Origin of the sequence: Acinetobacter sp. YH01025, assembly GCF_013420185.1 — a bacterium.
GTDB classification, from domain to species: Bacteria; Pseudomonadota; Gammaproteobacteria; order Pseudomonadales; family Moraxellaceae; genus Acinetobacter; species Acinetobacter indicus.
The window spans coordinates 15,774-36,658 of the sequence record NZ_VOYR01000011.1; the positions used below are offsets into that span (position 1 = coordinate 15,774).

Consider the following 20,885-nt stretch of genomic DNA (forward strand, 5'->3'; position numbering starts at 1 on the left):
AAATAGCCGATTGATATTTTTTTATTTAAATTAGGAATCTTGTTCTGTGCAGAGTCATTTAAATGTAGATCAACTCGTTATGGCGCGTGACCGTCATCGTTTAAATCGACTGCGTAAAGGAAAAGATGCAAATGAAAAACAATATTCTGAGCTATTTGAAAAATCCAATCTGAAAGTTCGGGAACGCCTGAGCCTTATTCCAAACATCAAGCTGAATCAGGATTTGCCGGTGACCCAGTACGCCGATAAGCTGGTTGAGGCAATTCAAAAACATCAGGTGATTATTGTGGCGGGGGAAACCGGTTCGGGGAAAACCACCCAGCTGCCGCAAATTGCCATGCTGGCCGGACGCGGTTTAACCGGTCTGATTGGCCATACCCAGCCGCGTCGTCTGGCCGCACGCAGTGTCTCGCAGCGGATTGCTGAAGAAGTCGGTGAAAAACTTGGTGAATCCATTTCCTTTAAAGTCCGTTTTAATGAGCAGGGTTCACAGGATTCTCTGGTTCGTTTGATGACGGACGGTATCTTGCTGGCTGAACTGGCCAATGACCGTTACTTAAGCAAATACGACACCATTATTATTGATGAAGCGCATGAACGTTCACTGAACATTGACTTCATCATGGGTTATTTAAAGCAGTTGTTGCCACGGCGTAAAGATCTCAAAGTCATCATTACCTCAGCGACTTTGGACGTAAACCGTTTCAGCAATTACTTTAATGGCGCGCCGATTTTTGAAGTCGAAGGGCGCAGCTATCCGGTTGAGGTACGTTACCGTCCCATTTCCGAACTGAGCATTGGCGGCAGTGATGATGATGAGTTTGATGACTTTGAAGAAAACCTGCCGCGTGCAGTGGTGCAGGCGGTGGAAGAATGCTTTGCCGATGCACAGGAAAAAGGTCATCCTGAACATGCCGATATTCTGGTGTTTGCCAGCACCGAGCAGGAAATTCGTGAATTACAGGAAACCTTAATCAAGCATGGCCCGCGCCATACGGAAGTGTTGCCGCTATATGCACGTCTGGCCCTGGCCGAGCAGCAGAAAATCTTTAATCCATCGGGCGGTGGCCGACGGATTATTATTGCTACCAACGTCGCGGAAACGGCGTTAACTGTACCGAATATCCGCTATGTGATTGACAGTGGTTTTGCCCGGATTTCACGTTATAACTATCGTTCACGTGTACAGCGTCTGCCCATTGAAGCAGTTTCGCAAGCCGCAGCCAACCAGCGTAAAGGCCGTTGTGGCCGTATTGCACCGGGTGTCTGTATCCGTCTGTATTCGGAAGAAGATTTCTTAAGCCGTCCGGAATTTACCGAACCGGAAATTAAACGCACCAACTTAGCTTCGGTGATTTTGCAGATGCAAAGTCTGGGCCTCGGTTCGCTGGAAGATTTTGATTTTATCGAGCCCCCAGATCATCGACTGGTCAATGATGGTCGCAAGCTTTTGATTGAGCTTGGCGCAATGACGGAGAAGAAAGCGAATCCGTCTAAAGCGACTGACGAAAATAATAATCTCCCTCTGTCTAAAAGAGGGGTTGGGGGAGATTCCTTAACCAAAATTGGCCAGCAAATGGCAAAAATGCCGATTGATCCACGTCTGGCACGAATGATTCTGGGCGGGGCACATTTTGGTGCCTTAAATGAAATTCTGGTAATTGTGGCGGCACTGGCGGTGCAGGACCCACGGGAACGCCCGGCCGACAAACAGATGCAGGCCGATCAAAAACATGCCTTGTTCCGTGAAGCCGATTCCGATTTCCTGTTTTATCTCAAACTCTGGGATGCCTTGCTGGCCAATCGTGACTTGAGTGAAAACAAGCGCCGAAGCTTTGCCCGTAACCATTTCCTGAGCTGGTTACGTTTACGTGAATGGAAGAAAACCCATGAGCAGCTGGTCGATCTGGCACAGGGGTTAAAACTGTCTTTCAATGAAAAGAAAGCCAGTTATGAAAATCTGCATCGGGCTTTATTAACCGGACTGTTATCGTTTATTGCCAATAAAACCGATGAACGTAATGTGTTTATGGCAGTGCGTCAGCAAAAAGCGCGGGTTTTCCCGGCCTCAACCTTGCATAAGACCAATACCCCATGGGTGATGGCTTTTGAGATGGTGGAAACCTCGCAGGTGTATTTGCGGACCCTGGCCAAAATTGAGCCGGAGTGGATTCTTCTGGCGGCGCGTGATCTGTTAAAACATCATTATTTTGAACCGCACTGGTCGAAAAAAGCCGGAGTGGTCAATGCCTATGATCAGATTTCACTGTTTGGTTTAATCATTGAACCGAAACGTCAGGTGAATTATGAAAAGGTCGATCAGCCGGCGGCGCATGAGATTTTCCTGCGCGATGCCTTGACTACCGGTAACTTGGGAATTATGCCGCCGTTCTTAAAGCATAATTTACTCAAACTGGAAGAAGTGGAGCGGGTCGAAGACAAGCTGCGCCGCCGCGATCTGGTGGTAGATGAAGAAACCATCTATCAGTTCTATGCCGCAAAAGTGCCGACAGATGTGGCCAGCCGCCGTTCTTTTGAAGACTGGCGCGCGACCGTCGAGCCGAAAGAGCCACGTTATTTATTTGTTGATGATGATGCCTTGTGGCTGAATGATCGCCCGACCACGCAGCAATTCCCGGATTATCTGCGTAATGGCGAATTGCGTCTGGCGGCCAGCTACCGTTTTGATCCGAGCCATGATGAAGATGGCGCAACGGTAAAAATTCCGGTTCAGGCCCTGCCACAGGTCGATGAAAACATCTGGTCCTGGGGGATTCCGGGCTGGCGTGAAGAGCTGATTGAAGCGCTACTGAAAGCCTTGCCGAAAGATAAACGCCGTAACCTGGTGCCAATTCCGGATACCGCGCGCAAACTGAGTGCACGAATTGATGCGACACATCTGCGTGAGCATATTTTCAGCTTCCTAGCTTTTCAGCTGCGCGGCGATCAGATCACTGAAAAAGACTTTAGCTTTGAACGGATCGATCAGTATCTGCTGCCGTTTATTAAAGTGATTGATGAAAAAGGCCGGGTCATCGAACAGGGCCGTGACCTGAGTGAGTTGAAAGCCCGCTGCCGCACCGAAACCCATAGTCCGGTGAAACAGCTGAAAGGTGAATTTAAAACCTTCCCTGACAACTTTGTGTTTGAAGCCTCGCAAAAAGTCACTGGCGTGGTGGTCAAGCAGTATCAGGCGCTGGTACCGACCAAAGACTTTGCTGCGCTGGAACAGAAAGATGAATCTGGTGTGGTGATTCAAACCTTTAATGATCAGGCAGAGGCAATTAAACAGCATCGGGCCGGGGTGATTCGCCTGATTCATATGCAGCTGGGCGATTTAATCCGCCAGCTGAAAAAACAGATTTCTAAACCGCTGGCGCTGGCTTATTCTCCGTTGGGCGATAAAGCACAGCTGGAACAGATGCTGGTCTATGCCACCTTGCAGATGTCAATTGATGACTTGCCAGTCAACGCTGAACAGTTCCAAACGCTGCTACTTGAGGTAAAAAAATCATTCCTCAGTCATGGACAGCAAGCGCTGCTCAGCTTTAATGAGATTTATATTCAATGGCAGGATATCCGCCGTAAACTGCTGATGCTGGATGAGTCGGTCTTTGCCAAAAATATGGATGATATTGAAGATCAGCTGGACCTCATGAACCTGGCCGATTTCGTGTATAGCAAGCCAGCAGACGTCTGGAGCGAATATCCACGTTATCTGAAAGCGCTGGTGCTGCGTCTGGAACGTTTGCCGAATAACCTGCAACGTGATGATGCCGCCATTGTGCAGATTGACCCGTGGATGGACAAACTGTTCAAGTTTAAAAATGACAGCCGCTTGAAAGAATTGTACTTTATGGTGGAAGAATTGCGCATCTCGTTATTCTCGCAGCCAATGAAGACCAAGATGCCAATTTCGCCAAACCGGCTACAAAAAGTATGGGAAAAGCTGGGAATCGGTTAAGATAGAGAGAATTTCAAAAAGGAGTTTTACATGGGCATTCGCATTACCGGTACGGGCTTATTCCATCCTGAAGATGTCATTACCAATGAAGAGTTAGTTGAAAGTTTAAATGCTTATGTGGAACAGTATAACTCGGCCAATGCTGACAAAATTGCAGCGGGCGAGTTAGAAGCACGCCGTGGCTCAAGTGCAGAATTTATTGAAAAAGCCTCTGGCGTGAAACGTCGCTACGTGTCAGAGAAAACCGGTCTGCTTGATCCAAACCGTTTACGTCCACATTTAAAAGAACGCGCTGATGATGAAATCTCGCTTCAGGCCGAGTGGGGCGTAATTGCAGCCAAACAGGCAATGGAAAATGCCGGTGTCACGGCTGAAGACATTGATGTGGTGATTCTGGCCTGCTCGAATATGCAGCGTGCCTATCCGGCGGTGGCCATTGAAATTCAGACTGCACTCGGGATTCAGGGCTATGCCTATGACATGAACGTGGCCTGTTCAGCAGCAACCTTTGGTTTAAAACAGGCGTATGATGCCATTAAAAGCGGTGCGCGCCGTGTCTTGCTGGTGAATGTCGAAATTACATCGGCACACAATGATTTCCGTTCGCGTGACAGCCACTTTATTTTTGGCGATGTTGCCACTGCGTCAATTATTGAAGACACCGACAGCAAAACCGGTTTTGAAATTGTGGACACTCAGTTATTTACCCAGTTCTCGAACAACATCCGTAACAACTTCGGTTTCCTGAATCTGTCTGAAAATGCCGATATTGATGACAAGCGTTTCCGTCAGGACGGCCGTAAAGTCTTTAAAGAAGTGTGTCCACTGGTTGCGAAAATGATTACCGCGCAGCTGGAGAAAAATGCGATTGCACCAGCCGATGTAAAACGTTTCTGGTTGCATCAGGCCAATGCCAGCATGAACGAACTGATTCTGAAACTGGTGGTTGGTAAAGCGGCTGCGGAAGCAGATCCGGCGTTGGTGCCAATTATTCTTGATGAGTTTGCCAATACTTCATCTGCCGGGGTCATCATTGCCTTGCATCGTACTGCGCATGAAGTGAATGATGGCGAATATGGCGTGTTATGTTCATTTGGTGCCGGCTACTCGGTGGGCTGTATCCTGGTACAAAAACACGTGGTTTAAGGGGCAGAGATTGCAGGTCCAGCATGATGCAAAATGGATCAAGACGCTGAGCGCCTTATCTAAACGCTATTTCACGCCGACCTTTTTAGGCAGTGAATATATTGATGCATCCCGACCTGCCATGTATGTGGGCAATCATTCCCTTTACGGGATTTTTGATGCCCCCGTCATTATTGATTATTTGTTCAATGAACATCAGGTGGCTGTGGTTAGTATTGCTGACCATAGCCACTTTTATTTGCCGATCTGGCGCGATATTGTCAAAAAGTTCGGCGCAGTCGATGGCCAGCGTGAATATGTGCGTGCCTTGATGCAGCAGGGCTATTCGATTCTGGTCTTTCCGGGTGGCGGACGTGAAGTGCTGAAACATCCGGGTGAGCAGTATCAACTGATCTGGAAACAGCGCTACGGCTTTTTACAGTTGGCACAGGAATTTCAGTACGACATTATTCCTTTTGCTGCCTTTGGCCCTGATGATATTTTCGAGTTTGGTTTTGATGCCAGAACCGTGGTGCAGCATCGTCTGTTTCAGAAACTGCTCAAAGTCCCTCAACTGGATAAATTATTACGTCATGGCGATGTGATTCCATCATTACCGAAACACCTGATTCCCAAGCGGGTACCTTTTTATTTTCAGTTTTTGCCACCGGTAGAGGTCGGGCAGAGATTAGGTTCTGAAGATTTGACCACGCTGCGAGAGGAAATCGCTCAGCAAATTTACCAGAGCTTAGCGCAGCTAAAAGCCCGTTCAACTGGGCACTCATCCTTATAATAGCCGGGTTGTGCCTGAGTTTAAGCCCGCATAAGTGATTTTTGATAAAAATAACGAGAAAACTTTATGAAAAATAATGCTTAGGTTAAGATGAACCATCCTTTTATTTGAAGTCTTTTGAACAGCTATGCAACCATTTGTTCTCTATAACTCAGAGCAGCGCAAAAAAGTAGAATTCGTGCCACGCGTCGATGGACAGATCGACATGTATGTCTGCGGTATGACCGTGTATGACTACTGTCATATTGGTCACGCGCGTGTCATGGTTGCATTTGACTACATCATCCGTTTCTTGCGGAGTCAGGGCTGGAAAGTCAAATATGTACGCAATATCACCGATATTGACGACAAAATTATCAAACGTGCCAATGAAAATGGCGAGAGTATTACCGCTTTAACCGACCGCTTTATTCAGGCCATGAATGAAGATGCAGAAAACCTCGGCTGTCTGGCTCCGGATGAAGCACCGCGTGCCACTGACTATATCGACCAGATGCAAAACATGATTGGCAATCTGGTTGACAAGGGCACCGCTTATCCGGCTTCAAATGGTGATGTTTATTTCCAGGTTGAAAAATTTGCAAAATATGGCCGTTTATCCGGTCGTAAACTGGAAGATATGCAGGCTGGTGCTTCAGAGCGTGTCGATGTCGAAGTAGAGAAAAAACATCCATTTGACTTTGTGCTCTGGAAACATGCCAAAGAAAATGAACCGGCTTGGCCATCACCGTGGGGCAAAGGTCGTCCGGGCTGGCATATTGAATGTTCGGCGATGTCGACCTGCTGCCTGGGCAATCATTTTGATATTCATGGTGGTGGTTCAGACCTGATGTTCCCGCATCATGAAAATGAAATTGCCCAGTCTGAAGCCTCTACCGGTGAGCAGTATGTTAATTACTGGATGCATGTGGGCTTTATTAATGTCGATGGCGAGAAAATGTCAAAATCGCTCGGCAACTTCTTCACCATTCGGGATGTGATGGAGAAATTCCATCCGGAAGTGATCCGTTATTTCATCGTGTCTTCACACTATCGTAGTCCGGTGAACTTCTCGGATGTAGCACTAAAAGAAGCCAAGACGGCGCTGTCCCGTTTCTATCATTCATTTAAAGCCTATCAGGCCGTGTATGGCGACAAGCTGTTAGAAACGCTAGATGACACATTGGTCGAACGCTTTAATACCGCAATGCGGGATGATTTTAATACCGCGGAAGCGATTGCAGTGCTGTTTGAAGTGAATAAAGAACTGAACCGCGCTGTGAAAGAAGAAAATGCCGAACAGGCAGCAATCTTCTATGCTACCTTGCGTCATCTGACCAATATTCTTGGTTTGGTACAGCACAATGTCGATGAATTCCTGAAGTCAGACATTGGCCAGGATGCACTTGGTTTATCTGAAGAACAGATTGAAGATCTGATTCAACAGCGTAAAGATGCCAAAAAAGACAAAAACTTTGCCCGTGCCGATGAAATCCGTCAGTCTTTGCTGGATCAGGGCGTGGTGCTGGAAGATACCCGTCAGGGTACCGTTTGGCGTCGTGCTGATTAAATCACCACTTGGAAGCATAAAGAGTTGACAGTTGTATGAAACTCTCTATAATGCACTTCCATATTGCGGGAATAGCTCAGTTGGTAGAGCACAACCTTGCCAAGGTTGGGGTCGCGAGTTCGAGTCTCGTTTCCCGCTCCAAAATTTTAAAAGCCTCAGTCAAATGATTGAGGCTTTTTTTTATGCGTTTTTATCCAGATATGAAACATTATCCATTATCTACACTCAAACTTAGCTTAACTGCCTGAGCTAAAAAATGAGACTCATGTTCACCATCTTCCTGTGCTGTGGTTTATCAACAACAGGCGGAATCATGAAGAAATCGTGTGAAATCTTATACATTTAAAAACGTGACATTTGCATAGATATGCTAAAATTGCGAAAATTAATTTCTGCTTGAATGAAGACCGTTCAGCCCTGAACGAAGGTTAAAAATTTGAATTCTGAAAACATGTCAAACCCGATTGATTTTCAAGGTGTGGCGCTCAGTACCTTGCGTATAGAAGAACAAGCTCTGCAAACACTGGCCACACAAATTGACGAGCGCTTTAGCCGCGCCTGCGAAATTATTTTGCAATGTAAAGGCCGTGTGGTGATCACCGGTATGGGGAAATCCGGGCATATTGGCCGTAAAATGGCGGCGACTTTTGCCTCGACCGGTACACCTTCATTCTTTATGCATCCGGGCGAAGCAGGACATGGCGATTTAGGCATGCTGGTACGGGGTGATGTGCTGATTGCCATCTCCAATTCTGGCAAAAGTGATGAAATCATGATGCTGATGCCGCTCATCAAACATCTGCAAGTGCCGTTAATTACCATCAGCGGAGATGACAGCGGCCCAATGCCACAAAATGCCGATGTGGCTTTAACTTTAGGGAACATTCAGGAAGCCTGCCCACTGGGTCTGGCACCGACCTCGAGCACCACCGCAACATTGGCCTTAGGGGATGCACTGGCTGTGGCCTTACTTGATGCGCGTGGGTTTACCGCAGATGATTTCGCCCGTTCCCATCCTGCGGGTGCTTTGGGTAAACGCTTGCTGTTGCATGTCAAACACTTAATGCATACCGGCGCCGAGCTGCCAAAAGTCGCGCCAGAAACCCCAATGAACAAAGTGCTGTATGAAATTTCCGACAAGCGTTTGGGGCTGACCACGGTGGTGGATGAACAGGACACCTTATTGGGAATTTTCACTGATGGTGATTTGCGCCGTTTAATCGACAAACAGCAGGGCTTTGATATTCATCTGCCGGTGGCTGAAGTCATGATCAAGCAGCCTGCGACCATTTCTCAGGAAGCCCGTGCGGTTGAAGCACTGGCACAGTTACGCGATAAAAAAATTAATCAATTTGTAGTGGTCAATGATGCACATCAGGTGATTGGTGTGATCAGTATGCATGACCTGATTCAGGCCGGGGTAAATTAAAAAATGGCATCGTATATTTTATTGGAACAGGCACGTCACGTTGAGGCTTTGGTTTTAGATGTCGATGGTATTTTAAGTGATGGCTTTGTTACCTTAACCAATAGCGGTGATGAAATTAAAAACTTTGATATTCGTGATGGTCTGGGCATGAAACTGGTGCAGCAGGCCGGGGTGAAAGTCATCATCATTACCGGGCGTACCAGCCATATTGTTGAAAAACGTATGAATGCCTTGGGTGTGGACCTGATTTATCAGGGCCGTGAAGATAAAGGCGTAGCTTTACGTGAAGCCTGTGCCCAGCTGAATCTGGCACCAGAAGACTGTCTGTATATGGGCGATGACTGGCCAGATTTATCTGCCTTTGCCATTGCCGGGATGAAAGTCACGGTGCCGAATGGTCATGTTGAAGTGCGTCGTCGTGCTGATCTGGTGACTCAGGCGCAGGGTGGCCGCGGTGCGGTACGTGAAATCTGCGATATGATCCTAATGTCAAAAGGCGTATACGAACAGTTACTTGAAAAGTATACCGCGATCCCTCATTAATAAGATATTCCTCTGATTGAGTTGAGTTAAAACCCCACTTATGGATACCCGAGTTTTATATATTACTGCGATTGCAATTGCAGCTGTAAGTGGTGGTTATTACTATTACAGCGGTAAAGGCAATAAACTGGATACCGAGGGTTCCAGAAGTATGACCTATACGGCGGAGCAGATTAACCTGACTCAAACCGATGAACAGGGGAATTTATATGTTCGCGCTCAGGTTGACCGTTTAGAGCAGGATATGCAAAAGCAGACTTCTCAATTACAGAACCTGAATGCGTCCATGTATAAAGACGGGAAAGTTGATGCCACTTTTTATGCCAAGCAGGCACATGGCTATAATGACAATGAAAAAGTAGTGTTATCTGACCAGGTACGTGCCACCAAAATTTTAGCGCAAGGTCAATTAGAACTGCAGACGACAGAATTGACGGGCTATCCGGACAGTCGGGAAATTGAAACCGATAAACAGGTGATGGTGCAGTCTCCACAAGCTGAATTTGTAAGCCAAGGACTGAAAGCCAATTTGAATGATGGTCAATACGAATTTTTTAATATTCGAGGAACATATGAACGTTAATCCGAAGCTTGCAACACCTCGTACTTTCCTGAAGAAAGCCGCGCTTGTAGGTTTGGCAGTATTGTCCTCAGCTACAGCCTGGGCCTTGCCTTCAGACCGGAACCAGCCAATTACCCTGGTGGCTGACCGTGCGACATTTAATGAGCGTACCGGTATTACCACCTATACCGGTAATGTGATTATCGAGCAGGGCACAATGCGCTTGCAGGCCAATTCAATTGTGGCCAATCTGAACAGTAAAAAAGAAATCAGCACCATTACCGCCAATGGTAGTCCGGCACAGTTCCAGCAAAAGACTGACCCGAATAAAGGTCTGGCCAAAGGTCAGGCGCAGAAAATTGTCTACAATGCGGAAACCGGTATTATTACTTTGTCGGGCGGGGCATTTTTACAGCAGGATGGGGCCAGTATTCGCGGCAATACCTTGCGTTATAGTATGAACAAAGGCGATATTGAAGCCATTGGTACGCCAAACAACACCGGATCATCTTCAGGTCGCGTACAGATTGTGATTCCACCATCCAGTTCAAAATCATTCCCGGGAGCACGCGATTAATGGATCAGGTCGTACAGCCACAAACTCTGACAATCAAACACCTGGCCAAAAACTACAGTAAGCGCTGGGTGGTGAAAGATGTTTCTTTCTGTATGCAAAGTGGCCAGATTGTCGGCTTGCTTGGCCCAAATGGTGCAGGTAAAACTACCAGCTTCTATATGGTGGTTGGCCTGGTGCGTATGGACAAGGGGGAAATTCATCTGGATGAACTGGATTTATCTGACCTGGCCATGCATGAACGTGCGCGCAAAGGCATTGGTTACCTGCCACAAGAGGCGTCAATTTTCAGAAAACTGACCATTGCTGAAAATATCATGTCGATTCTGGAAACCCGTAAAGACTTAAACAAGCAGCAGCGTCAGCAGCGTTTAACCGAACTGCTGGCCGACTTTAAAATTACCCATATTAAAGATTCACTGGGCATGAGTGTATCGGGTGGTGAGCGACGTCGTGCAGAAATCGCCCGTGCTTTGGCTGCCGATCCGAAATTTATGTTGCTGGATGAACCTTTTGCCGGGGTGGACCCGATTTCTGTCGGGGATATTAAAGATATTATTAGCACCCTTAAAGATCGCGGAATTGGTGTATTAATTACCGATCATAACGTGCGCGAAACATTGGCAATTTGTGAGCGTGCTTATATTGTCAGTGAAGGTGCAGTGATTGCCGAAGGAACCCCACAGGAAATTCTGGAAAATGAAACTGTGAAACAGGTCTACTTGGGCGAAGATTTTAAGGTGTAGTTGGTGAAAAACACATATAATTGTTATTTGTTGTATGTGTTTTATCCTGAAAGCGTTTTATAATTAACAAAAGTATAAAAAACTAGCTTAAAAACATTTACAATTTTAAAAATATTTCAAAATATTAGTTTGAATGACGACAATGATGGGTTGCAAGAGCTTAACAGTTCATAAAAATAAATTATTCAGGCAGACGCTACTGTGGCAGGCTTTATTGCTGAGTGGACTGCTGAGCCAGTCGCTTTATGCTGAAACGACGACTTCAGAACGGCAAACACTTCAACAGAGCGTGGCACGTTTATTTACCCCGCAATCTGACCAGAATTTTACTCGTGTCCGTATTAGTGAACTGAGCCAGTTTCAGCTCGATACACAAAATATTCAGGAAATGCCCCGGGCAGTACCAGCATCATCTGTTTCAGAAACAGCGGCATCAGCCCGATCCTCTGTGCAACAGCCTTTAAGTTTTAATGACACCATTCGGACCGCTGTTCAGCGTCATCCTGAAATTTCCCAGGCCATTTCCACTTTGGCAGCCCAGAATGCCAGTATTGATGTGGCGAAGTCCGGTTATTATCCGCAATTATCTGGTGGTATTTCCACAGCAGACCTGACCAAAGGCGAGCGCGGCCGTCAGCTGCTGAGCCTGAATGCCACGCAAATGCTTTATGATTTTGGCAAGGTCGAAAGCAGTGTCAACTTGGAACAGGCCCGTTTGGCCGCAGAGCAGGCCAATGTGCTGGTCAGTATTGATGATATTGCTTACCAGACTGCCAATGCCATGATTAATATCAAACGCTATCAGGAAATTACCCGTATTGCTGAAGAGCAGATTCAGGGGATTGCCCGCATTGCGGAAATCACCAATTTACGTGCCGAGGCCGGGATTAGTACCCAGGCCGACCCGATTCAGGCCCGTTCCAATCTGGAAGCTGCGGAAGCCAATTTAATTGTGCAGCAAACCCAGCTGCGCCAATTTCAGCAAAAGCTGCGCACCTTGGTCGGGTTTGAGGTTCATCAGCGTAACTGGCAGATTCCAGAGCGGCTGGTGAAAGAGGCGCAATTATATTCAGAGCCGGTTTTTCAGCAGATTCCCGGACTAATCGCTGCTCAGGCTGAAGTTGAAGTGGCCAAATTACGCAAGCAGCAATCACGTTTAAGTGCTTATCCCACTTTAAATGTGAAAGGTTCTATAAGTCAGGCCATCAATGGTCGTAATCCAAATAACAATGAAGATGATGGCCTCTATAATTCGATCATGCTGGAAGCCAATAGCAACTTTTATCAGGGCGGCGCAATTGCGTCACAAACCCGGGCGGCCAGTTATGCAGAAGAAGCGGCCAAGGCACGGGTCAATAGTGTGTATCTAGAGGTGCTGGATGAAACCCGCATGCTGCGTGAAGAAATCCAGAACAAGCAGCGCCAGATGAATATTCTGGTCAAGCGTCAGGCCACCACCATCCAGACCAAAGAGCTGTATCAGGAACAATATAAATTAGGCACGCGCTCAGCTGTCGATTTACTGAATGCCGAACAGGCAATTCATAGTGCCGCCCAGGAAATTGAAAATACGCGTTTTGATATTTATGCCGCCATTGCGCGCTATATCTCCATTACCGGACGGACACGCGATATTTATGATTTAAACCATATATCCATTCAGGGGCTTGAAGTTCAGCCATGAGTACTAAAATAAATTATCAACCGTGGCTTCAAGCAGTGCTGAGCATTGCCAAGCATTACCGGATTGAACCATCCGCAGAACGTATCCGCTTGCAGCTGGACTGGAATCCGAACCAGAATATTGATGATATTTTAAATCTGATTGCCCGTCAGGTGGGCCTAAGGCTGCGCAAAACCGACTTTAGCGCCGAAGTGATCAATCCCTGGCGTTTGCCGGTACTGGTTGAATTCCAGGATGGTCAGGTGGGCGTAATTGACAAGGTCGATGCTGAGGGTAACCTGAGTATTCAGTTCAGTGGTGATCAGGGTTTGTCACAAATGCTGGCCAGCGACACCTTGGCTGAGCATGTGCGGCATGTCTATATCCTGCGTCCGGAAAAATCGGTTCCCGATGCGCGGGTAGATGAATATGTCAAACCCTATGAAGACAACTGGTTCTGGTCAATTGTGCTGCGGGACTGGAAACGTTATATCGATGTAATGTTTGCCTCCCTGATGGCCAATATTCTGGCGCTGGCCACCATCCTGTTTTCGATGAATGTCTATGACCGGGTAATTCCGGCACAATCGGTTCCCACTTTGTGGGTGTTGGCAGGTGGGGTGCTGATTGCGGCCATTTTCGAGTTTAGTTTAAGGGTCGCACGGATTTACCTCTCCGATATTATCGGCAAGCGCGCTGATCTGCGTATTTCAGATCGGGTATATGGACATGCGCTACGGATTAAAAACAGTGAACGCTCTAAATCGACCGGGACCTTTATTTCACAAATTCGTGAACTGGAAGGGGTGCGTGAACTGGTGACGTCGACCACCATTTCTGCAATCGCTGATTTGCCTTTCTTCCTGCTGTTCCTGGGCGTGTTCTGGGTGATTGGCGGGAACCTGTTCTGGGTGATGCTGATTGTGGTACCGCTCATGATTATTCCCGGTATTCTGGCGCAAAAGCCTCTGGCTAAACTGGCTAATGAGGGGATGCGTGAAGGAGCAATCCGCAATGCCATGCTGGTGGAATCGGTACAGGGCATTGAAGACATCAAGTTATTACGCGCCGAAGCCCGCTTCCAGAACCAGTGGAATCATATGAATGAAGTCTCCGCCGATATTGCTATGCGTCAGCGTAAAATTGTTGGGGTGATGACGGCCTGGACCCAGAAAATTCAGGGGCTGACCTTTGCAATTGTGGTGCTGGTCGGCTGTTTTGCCGTGATGGATGGAGAAATGACCACCGGTGCTCTGGTGGCTTGTTCAATTTTATCTTCACGGATGCTGGCACCAATTTCACAGATTGCCGGCGTGCTGGGCCGTTTGCAACAGGCCAAAGTGGCGAAACAGGGACTGGATGAATTAATGAAAAAACCGGTTGATCAGCCGGAACATAGCCACTTAATTCATCGTCCGGTGTTAAATGGTCATTATGAATTAAGCGGGGTCAGCTTTAAATATGGCGAAGATGATCCTAAACCGACCTTGATGGTGCCCAAGCTCGAAATTAAAGCTGGTGAAAAAATTGCCATTCTGGGTCGTAATGGTGCCGGGAAATCTACCTTGTTGCAGCTTTTTTCCGGCATGCAAACCCCGAATCAGGGCAAAATTAAACTCGATGGCGTAGAGTTGGGCCTGATTGATCCTGCTGATGTACGCCGTGATATGGGGCTATTGAATCAGAATGCACATCTGTTTTTTGGCACGGTACGGGAAAACCTGACTTTGGGTGCACCATTGGCCAATGATGACGATATTTTACAGGCACTTCGAATTACCGGTGCGCTGGCCTTTGTGCAGGAAAAGAAAGAAGGGCTGGACCATCTGATTCTGGAAGGTGGTGTGGGGTTCTCTGGCGGCCAGAAACAGGCCTTGCTGCTGGCACGTTTGCTGCTACGTCAGCCGAATATTTTATTGCTGGATGAACCGACGGCTGCAATTGATGATGTCTCCGAGAAACAGCTGATTGATCATTTGAAAATGTGGCTTGGGCACCGGACTTTGGTGGTGGCCACCCATCGCCGTGCAGTGTTAGAGCTGGTGGACCGGATTATTGTGGTCAATGATGGAAAAATTGTGATGGACGGGCCACGAGATCAGATTCTTAATCAGTCTGCATCTCAACCACGTCAGATGGCAGGAGCGAAGTCATGAGTGAACAATTAAGCAAACGTTCAATGCAGGTGACCGAGCTGGAGCCACCTTTACCTAAAGCCAGTCTGTTTATCTGGATTATCTGTATTGGACTGGCAGTTTTGCTACTCTGGGCCTGGCTGTTCAAGCTGGAAGAAGTATCCACCGGCACTGGTAAAGTGGTGCCATCTTCGAAAGAGCAGGTGGTACAGTCCTTAGAAGGCGGGATTCTCACCACCTTGAATGTCCGCGAAGGGGAAATTGTTAACCGTGGGCAGGTGCTGGCCCAGCTGGACCCGACCCGGTTTGCTTCTAATGTGGGGGAATCGGAATCTTTGCTGGTATCTTCCTTGGCGACTTCGGCCCGGTTACGCGCTGAAGTAAATGGCACACCCCTGGTTTTTCCGGAAGAAGTGCTGAAAGAGCCAAAACTGGTACAGCAGGAAACTGCTTTATACAATTCGCGCCGGGCCAACTTAGAAGAATCGCTGGCCGGTTTACGGCAGGCTCTGGTGCTGGTCGAGCAGGAATTGCGTATGACTGAACCCTTGGTGGCCAAAGGTGCGGCCAGTGAGGTGGAAGTGCTGCGTCTGAAACGCGAGGCCAATGACCTGCGTAACCAGATGAATGATATTCGTAACCAGTATTATGTCAAAGCGCGTGAAGAGCTGTCCAAGTCCAGTACCGATGTACAGACCCAGCAACAGGTGGTACGTGGCAAGTCCGACACCTTGAACCGCACAGTCTTCAAGTCGCCGGTACGGGGTGTGGTCAAGGAAATTGATGTGATGACCATTGGCGGGGTCGTACCGCAAAATGGCAAGTTAATGACCATTGTACCTTTAGATGAACAGCTGTTAATTGAAGCGCGGATCTCGCCGCGAGATATTGCATTTATTCGCCCAGACCAGGAAGCACTGGTCAAAATTACCGCCTATGATTATTCGATTTATGGCGGTTTAAAGGGTAAGGTCACGGTGATTTCACCGGATACCATCCGTGATGAAGTCAAGCAGGACCAGTTTTATTACCGGGTCTATATCCGGACCGATACCGATAAGCTGACCAATAAATCTGGCCAGCAGTTCAGTATTACCCCCGGAATGGTGGCCACGGTTGATATTAAAACCGGTTCCAAAACCGTACTGGATTATCTGATTAAACCGTTTAACAAGGCCCAGGAAGCGTTACGCGAGCGTTAATTGTCAATTCAACTTAGACCTCCCAGTTTGGGAGGTTTTTTATTGCTAAAACTTGCCTGAAAACACGTTATAATTTCAGAGATTATTGCATTTTAGCTGTGTTATGCCATTTACCATTGCCTCCCTTGTTCGCTTTGAAGAAGACATTAAAAAGAGCCGTTTTGAGGCCATTGCCGTACCGGTAGAAAACGAACAGGCGGTTAAAGATTTTCTGGAAGCCAACAAAGACCTGACCACTACCCATCAATGCTGGGCATGGAAAATTGGCCATCAGGTGCGTTTTAATGATGATGGTGAACCTTCTGGCACTGCCGGCCGACCTATTCTGGCTACCATTGAGGGCAATGAGCTGACCAATGTGCTGGTGCTGGTCAATCGCTGGTATGGCGGGATTAAACTTGGCACCGGTGGCCTAGTGCGTGCCTATGGCGGTTGTGCCGGGCAATGCCTGCTGCTGGCAGAAAAAATTGAACTGATTGAAAAGAAAAAAGTCGAGTTTCAGTGCCAGTTTAATGAATGGGCCATTTTTCAATATGAACTGAATAGCCAGAATATCGAGTTTCAGGAACAGTACGGGGCAGATGGCGTGCAGGTCAATGCCTTATTACAGGTGCATCAGATTGAGCCTTTGGCCTTAAAAATTCAGGACGTTACCCGCGGCCGGGAACAGCTCAAAGTTATTGAGGAGCCAGCAGATGACTGAACATGATCCTTTGCTGAAATATCGGGAACAGCATAAACATCGGCTGAATTATATGCCGTGGCTGTACTGGTCGCTGAAACCGAAAAACCGGGTCTGGGCCGAAGCCTGGCAAAAAGACTATCAGGCCTATTTGATGGAGATGGAAACGGTAGAAATTGGCGAGAACTGCTTTATTTCACCGCTGGCGCATATTTTTGCCGAACCGGGACGTAAAATTAGCATCGGGGATAATACTTTTATTGCTGCAGATTGTACCTTGCATGGTCCGCTGCATATTGGCAGTGAAGTGGCGATTAATCATCATAGTATTCTAGATGGTGGTCGGGTCGGCATTAAGATTCACGATCAGGTGCGTATTGCCGCCTATTGCCATTTATATGCCTTTGATCATGGCATGGATTTGGCTCAGCCGATTTACCAGCAGCCGGTGCGTTCGCAGGGCATCGAAATTGAACGCGATGTCTGGCTGGGTGCTCATGTCGGCGTTAAGGATGGTATTAAAATTGGTGCCCATGCGGTTGTCGGCATGCACAGCATGGTCACCAAAGATATTGAAAGCCGGGCCATTGTGGCAGGGAATCCGGCACGTTTGATTCGTTATCGTGATTAATCTCATACATAGCTCTCTATCTTCAAATGTCTGTGTTTTATTTACATTTTGTCATGTCATCCGCTGAGGACTTATGCTAAGTTTTAGATAACAATTAAAACGAAAGCCTGGCAGACAGGCAACAAGAGAGGCGACAATGAAACGAGTAATTGCCTGTATTGATTCTTCACCCTGTATCAATGCACTCGCGGAAGCCGCAGCGTGGATAGCCAAGCAGACCCAGCGGGAACTGGTGCTGTTACAGGTGCTGGACTATTATCCGGCCAGTTATCACTTAGGTGAAATTAGCGGGGTCATTGGTTTTGAAAGCAATGCCATGTTATTGAAGGAACTGGCCGAGCTGGAACAGAAGCAGAGCGACATTGCGCTGGAATATAGCAATAATCTGCTGCGTCATATTTCCGAGATGGTGCAGCAAAAATATAATATCGTGCCGACCCAGATTCAGGAAAAAGGCGATTTTCTTGAACAAAGTTTTAATGTCTTGCAAGAAGATGATATTGCGGTCATCGGCCGGGTTGGGGAGCGTTCCGCCGAACGCAATAAAGCCCTGGGCAGTAACGTCGAAAACTTTATCCGCGGGGCCAATTGTGCCGTTATGACGGTGGGCGAGCAGTTTAAACCGCCAACCCGTTTTATTTTCGCTTATGAATATTCACCAACCTGCTTAAAAATCATGAAGCGCATCACCCAAAGTGATTTGCTGCGTCTGCTGCAATGTCATTTGCTGTATGTGGGTGATCATCCGGAAATATTAAATGAGCCGACCCAGTATTTAAAAGCCGCTGGTTTAGATGTGGTGGTGGAATATCGTTATGGCGATGTGGCGGAGAATATTCTGGATTATCAGCGTGAACATGGTATTCAGCTAATTTTGCTTGGGGCCTTTAGTCATAGCAAAATCCATCAGTTTTTCCTGGGCAGTATTACCACCACCATTTTCCGGAATTCCAATGTGCCGTTACTGGTGGTGAAATAAAGCCCAAATATCTTACACGCATCTGATGAATTACTGTCCAAGGTTATCCGCATTTATTGTGGATAACTATATGGACAGTATATGTAAGTTTATAAAAAATAAAATAAATATTATTTTGTGTGTTTTTTGTTCTGTTTGGGCCTTATTTAACGATGGCCAAGGCAAAGCCATCATGCCCTTTGCTGCCTACCGTTTGTAAGGCAGTTGAAGACAATAAACGTGGATGCTCCTGCATCAGCTTAAACATCTCGCGAATGCCTTCAATGCTGGGCTTGTGATTGTCCGGATTAATGATGTCACCGGCGCGAATTACATTGTCCAGGAAAATTAAGGTGCCGGAGCGTGACAGATTCAGGCTCAGTTCCAGATATTCCGGATAGCTCTGTTTGTCGGCATCAATAAAAATAAAGTCAAACGGGGCAGTATCAGCCGGCAGGCTTTTTAAAATATCAGCGGCGCGGCCAACACGTAAATCAATAGTCTGTTTTAACTTTGCCTGATCAATATTTTCCTGCGCCACGGCGGCGTGCGCATCACGGCCTTCAATGGTCAGAATATAGCCATCTTCCGGCAAGGCACGCGCCAGCCACATGGTGCTATAGGCGGCAAAGGTACCAAGTTCCAGAATACGTTTACAGCCGTTCATCTGAATTAACATCTGTAACAACATGCCCTGGTTGGGCGCAACAGCAAGGTGATCCGGATAACCCCGATCATCGGTATGTTTTAAGGTTTGGGTCAGAATCGGATCTTCAGGAATTAAATGTGTTTCGATGTAGTGGTCGAGGTCGGTCCACATTTGTTTCATAGTCGGGGGCACCTTTGTTGCAATGCATGCATTTTAAACTTTTCCCCCTAGAGTGCAATTTTTATCGGGAGAGTTGCAGAATTAATAGACATAAAAAGAGGCGCCGCAGCACCTCTGTATTCAGATCCGGATTTATTCGTAATAGCACATTGACGAATAGCGGCTTAAATCCGGTCCCCAGGTACGATAGCCCTGCGTATCAATATGGATTTGCCCTGAAGCATACAGTCCCAAGCCCATATTCAGGCTTTGACCATACTGGGTCCAGAACTGGCACAGTCTGAACTTGGTATTTTCAATAAAGGCATAATCTTGCGGCTGTGGAAATTCCGGCCCAATCCGGAAATCAATAGCGGAATTATATAAATGCCGTGAGGAACTGGCACCACCGGCGCACTGGTTCAGCGGTAAATCGCGATAGACTGAAGTGACTTCAAAATCGGTCAGGACTTTGGAGGCAACCAGATATTTAAAGACTTTTAAGGTTGGAATCTGATTGCGCCATAATTCGCGGTTGGGCACCATGTATTGCGAGCGGCCACATTTTTGCCAGTCACGTGCGGTGCGCAGTAATTCAAAACTTGGAATAATATTGCCGACGCCTTCAGCATTCAGGAATTTTTCATATTCGCGGACCTGGCGCAGGTTATCGGTCACGGCAATCCAGCTGTTATAGGCATAGGGCACCACTTTTGGTGCGACCTTGCGTTCATAGCTGATTTTTTCTTGTGGGATATAAATCCGTTTTCCATCAGGCGAATGAATCGTTTTCCCTTTCTGCGGTGTGGTTGTACATCCGAGCATGATCAGGGGCACGATGCTGAGCGAGAGCATCGCCTTGAGAAATTGCGTCATTATGCAAATCAAACGTTTACTAAAATCCTAAGCATTCTAATCTAAAAGCTTCGGTAAAAATTGAAAATATTGCAATCAAATGTGTGTTTTAGGTATAAAAAAAGATCAGCTTTTGCTGATCTTTTTAAAATTACTTTTCTAAGTATTGTAATTTGTCTGGCTTGCCATTCCATTCTTCACGGTCAGCAGGTTGTTCACCAATTTGCGTGATATTTGGCCATTTTTCTGCCAGTTCAGCATTCAGCTCGATAAATACTTCTTGACCTTCTGGTAGCTCATCTTCCGAGAAAATCGCATTGGCTGGACACTCAGGTTCACACAGTGCGCAGTCAATACATTCATCCGGGTTAATCACCAGGAAGTTTGGACCTTCATAGAAACAATCTACAGGGCATACTTCTACACAGTCTTGATATTTACATTTAATACAGTTTTCAGTGACAACAAATGTCATGGCGACAGCTACCTAAAAATATGGTTCTAATAACTAAGCTGTATTTTAGGCAAAAATGATGTGAACTAACAATTGCTTTTACTGATATTTGATATAGACAGTGCTACTAAATTTGATAAAAGTGCTATAAAACCATCAAAAAAACTTATAAATGAAAAAGACTCTCAAATGAGAGCCTTTCCATATATGAA

Annotated in this window: 18 protein-coding genes and 1 tRNA gene; 16 read left to right on the plus strand and 3 right to left on the minus strand. The window is 46.8% G+C overall.

Annotated features, from left to right (window positions below; all coding sequences use genetic code 11):
* Window positions 1-46 precede the first annotated feature (46 nt).
* From hrpA to FTT89_RS11475, 16 genes are all read left to right on the plus strand, one after another.
* On the plus strand, window positions 47-3,964 hold the full coding sequence (hrpA, locus tag FTT89_RS11400; protein WP_180006371.1) for an ATP-dependent RNA helicase HrpA: 3,918 nt from the start codon (window positions 47-49) through the stop codon (window positions 3,962-3,964).
* Window positions 3,965-3,994: 30 nt separating this feature from the next.
* On the plus strand, window positions 3,995-5,110 hold the full coding sequence (locus FTT89_RS11405) for a beta-ketoacyl-ACP synthase III (RefSeq protein WP_016659123.1): 1,116 nt from the start codon (window positions 3,995-3,997) through the stop codon (window positions 5,108-5,110).
* Window positions 5,111-5,120: 10 nt separating this feature from the next.
* A complete protein-coding gene (locus FTT89_RS11410) occupies window positions 5,121-5,882 on the plus strand; it encodes a lysophospholipid acyltransferase family protein (protein WP_180006370.1) in 762 nt (253 codons plus the stop codon).
* A gap of 127 nt (window positions 5,883-6,009) precedes the next feature.
* Window positions 6,010-7,431, plus strand: a complete 1,422-nt coding sequence (gene cysS, locus FTT89_RS11415) for a cysteine--tRNA ligase (RefSeq protein ID WP_127798772.1) — start codon at window positions 6,010-6,012, stop codon at window positions 7,429-7,431.
* A gap of 65 nt (window positions 7,432-7,496) precedes the next feature.
* Window positions 7,497-7,572, plus strand: a tRNA-Gly gene (locus FTT89_RS11420).
* Between the two features lie 310 nt (window positions 7,573-7,882).
* Window positions 7,883-8,860, plus strand: a complete 978-nt coding sequence (locus tag FTT89_RS11425) for an SIS domain-containing protein (RefSeq protein ID WP_005178820.1) — start codon at window positions 7,883-7,885, stop codon at window positions 8,858-8,860.
* A gap of 3 nt (window positions 8,861-8,863) precedes the next feature.
* Window positions 8,864-9,403: an HAD family hydrolase gene (locus FTT89_RS11430; protein ID WP_005178818.1), complete on the plus strand. Its 540-nt coding sequence runs from the start codon at window positions 8,864-8,866 to the stop codon at window positions 9,401-9,403.
* Between the two features lie 40 nt (window positions 9,404-9,443).
* Complete coding sequence (lptC, locus tag FTT89_RS11435; RefSeq protein ID WP_016659120.1) at window positions 9,444-9,986, plus strand: LPS export ABC transporter periplasmic protein LptC; 543 nt, start codon at window positions 9,444-9,446, stop codon at window positions 9,984-9,986.
* Entirely contained in the window at window positions 9,976-10,542 is a 567-nt protein-coding gene (gene lptA / locus FTT89_RS11440; RefSeq protein ID WP_005178815.1) for a lipopolysaccharide transport periplasmic protein LptA, read from the plus strand. The genes lptC and lptA overlap by 11 nt, the downstream gene beginning before the upstream one ends.
* Window positions 10,542-11,285: an LPS export ABC transporter ATP-binding protein gene (gene lptB, locus FTT89_RS11445; protein ID WP_005178814.1), complete on the plus strand. Its 744-nt coding sequence runs from the start codon at window positions 10,542-10,544 to the stop codon at window positions 11,283-11,285. Before lptA ends, lptB begins: the two co-directional genes overlap by 1 nt.
* A 142-nt stretch (window positions 11,286-11,427) precedes the next feature.
* Window positions 11,428-12,969, plus strand: coding sequence for a TolC family outer membrane protein (locus tag FTT89_RS11450; protein ID WP_180006369.1), 1,542 nt, complete (start codon window positions 11,428-11,430; stop codon window positions 12,967-12,969).
* Window positions 12,966-15,104 carry a type I secretion system permease/ATPase gene (locus tag FTT89_RS11455; RefSeq protein ID WP_180006368.1) on the plus strand — a complete coding sequence of 713 codons (2,139 nt, stop codon included), beginning with the start codon at window positions 12,966-12,968 and terminating at the stop codon, window positions 15,102-15,104. The genes FTT89_RS11450 and FTT89_RS11455 overlap by 4 nt, the downstream gene beginning before the upstream one ends.
* Window positions 15,101-16,285, plus strand: a complete 1,185-nt coding sequence (locus tag FTT89_RS11460; protein ID WP_005178811.1) for an HlyD family efflux transporter periplasmic adaptor subunit — start codon at window positions 15,101-15,103, stop codon at window positions 16,283-16,285. Before FTT89_RS11455 ends, FTT89_RS11460 begins: the two co-directional genes overlap by 4 nt.
* Before the next feature lie 103 nt (window positions 16,286-16,388).
* Window positions 16,389-16,988, plus strand: coding sequence for a YigZ family protein (locus FTT89_RS11465; RefSeq protein WP_160243023.1), 600 nt, complete (start codon window positions 16,389-16,391; stop codon window positions 16,986-16,988).
* Complete coding sequence (locus FTT89_RS11470) at window positions 16,981-17,598, plus strand: DapH/DapD/GlmU-related protein (RefSeq protein WP_104473705.1); 618 nt, start codon at window positions 16,981-16,983, stop codon at window positions 17,596-17,598. The genes FTT89_RS11465 and FTT89_RS11470 overlap by 8 nt, the downstream gene beginning before the upstream one ends.
* Window positions 17,599-17,734: 136 nt before the next feature.
* A complete protein-coding gene (locus FTT89_RS11475; protein WP_005178808.1) occupies window positions 17,735-18,577 on the plus strand; it encodes a universal stress protein in 843 nt (280 codons plus the stop codon).
* Window positions 18,578-18,719: 142 nt separating this feature from the next.
* Here FTT89_RS11475 and FTT89_RS11480 read toward each other — a convergent pair whose 3' ends face one another.
* The 3 genes from FTT89_RS11480 to fdxA all read right to left on the minus strand — a co-directional run bounded on the left by FTT89_RS11480 (window position 18,720) and on the right by fdxA (window position 20,694).
* Complete coding sequence (locus FTT89_RS11480) at window positions 18,720-19,385, minus strand: O-methyltransferase (protein WP_005178807.1); 666 nt, start codon at window positions 19,383-19,385, stop codon at window positions 18,720-18,722.
* 132 nt (window positions 19,386-19,517) lie between these two features.
* Window positions 19,518-20,240, minus strand: coding sequence for a D-Ala-D-Ala carboxypeptidase family metallohydrolase (locus FTT89_RS11485; RefSeq protein WP_104988470.1), 723 nt, complete (start codon window positions 20,238-20,240; stop codon window positions 19,518-19,520).
* A 130-nt stretch (window positions 20,241-20,370) separates the two neighbouring features.
* The gene (gene fdxA / locus FTT89_RS11490; RefSeq protein ID WP_005178805.1) at window positions 20,371-20,694 is read right to left on the minus strand and encodes a ferredoxin FdxA; all 324 of its coding nucleotides are present in this window, start codon (window positions 20,692-20,694) and stop codon (window positions 20,371-20,373) included.
* Between the last annotated feature and the right edge of the window lie 191 nt (window positions 20,695-20,885).

Bases quoted from the DNA above. Each gene is read 5' to 3' on its own strand.
- FTT89_RS11405 (WP_016659123.1), top strand. From the start codon at position 3,995: ATGGGCATTCGCATTACCGGTACGGGCTTATTCCATCCTGAAGATGTC.
- cysS (WP_127798772.1), top strand. From the start codon at position 6,010: ATGCAACCATTTGTTCTCTATAACTCAGAGCAGCGCAAAAAAGTAGAA.
- FTT89_RS11425 (WP_005178820.1), top strand. From the start codon at position 7,883: ATGTCAAACCCGATTGATTTTCAAGGTGTGGCGCTCAGTACCTTGCGT.
- FTT89_RS11430 (WP_005178818.1), top strand. From the start codon at position 8,864: ATGGCATCGTATATTTTATTGGAACAGGCACGTCACGTTGAGGCTTTG.
- lptC (WP_016659120.1), top strand. From the start codon at position 9,444: ATGGATACCCGAGTTTTATATATTACTGCGATTGCAATTGCAGCTGTA.
- lptA (WP_005178815.1), top strand. From the start codon at position 9,976: ATGAACGTTAATCCGAAGCTTGCAACACCTCGTACTTTCCTGAAGAAA.
- lptB (WP_005178814.1), top strand. From the start codon at position 10,542: ATGGATCAGGTCGTACAGCCACAAACTCTGACAATCAAACACCTGGCC.
- FTT89_RS11450 (WP_180006369.1), top strand. From the start codon at position 11,428: ATGATGGGTTGCAAGAGCTTAACAGTTCATAAAAATAAATTATTCAGG.
- FTT89_RS11455 (WP_180006368.1), top strand. From the start codon at position 12,966: ATGAGTACTAAAATAAATTATCAACCGTGGCTTCAAGCAGTGCTGAGC.
- FTT89_RS11460 (WP_005178811.1), top strand. From the start codon at position 15,101: ATGAGTGAACAATTAAGCAAACGTTCAATGCAGGTGACCGAGCTGGAG.
- FTT89_RS11465 (WP_160243023.1), top strand. From the start codon at position 16,389: ATGCCATTTACCATTGCCTCCCTTGTTCGCTTTGAAGAAGACATTAAA.
- FTT89_RS11470 (WP_104473705.1), top strand. From the start codon at position 16,981: ATGACTGAACATGATCCTTTGCTGAAATATCGGGAACAGCATAAACAT.
- FTT89_RS11475 (WP_005178808.1), top strand. From the start codon at position 17,735: ATGAAACGAGTAATTGCCTGTATTGATTCTTCACCCTGTATCAATGCA.
- FTT89_RS11480 (WP_005178807.1), bottom strand. From the start codon at position 19,385: ATGAAACAAATGTGGACCGACCTCGACCACTACATCGAAACACATTTA.
- FTT89_RS11485 (WP_104988470.1), bottom strand. From the start codon at position 20,240: ATGACGCAATTTCTCAAGGCGATGCTCTCGCTCAGCATCGTGCCCCTG.
- fdxA (WP_005178805.1), bottom strand. From the start codon at position 20,694: ATGACATTTGTTGTCACTGAAAACTGTATTAAATGTAAATATCAAGAC.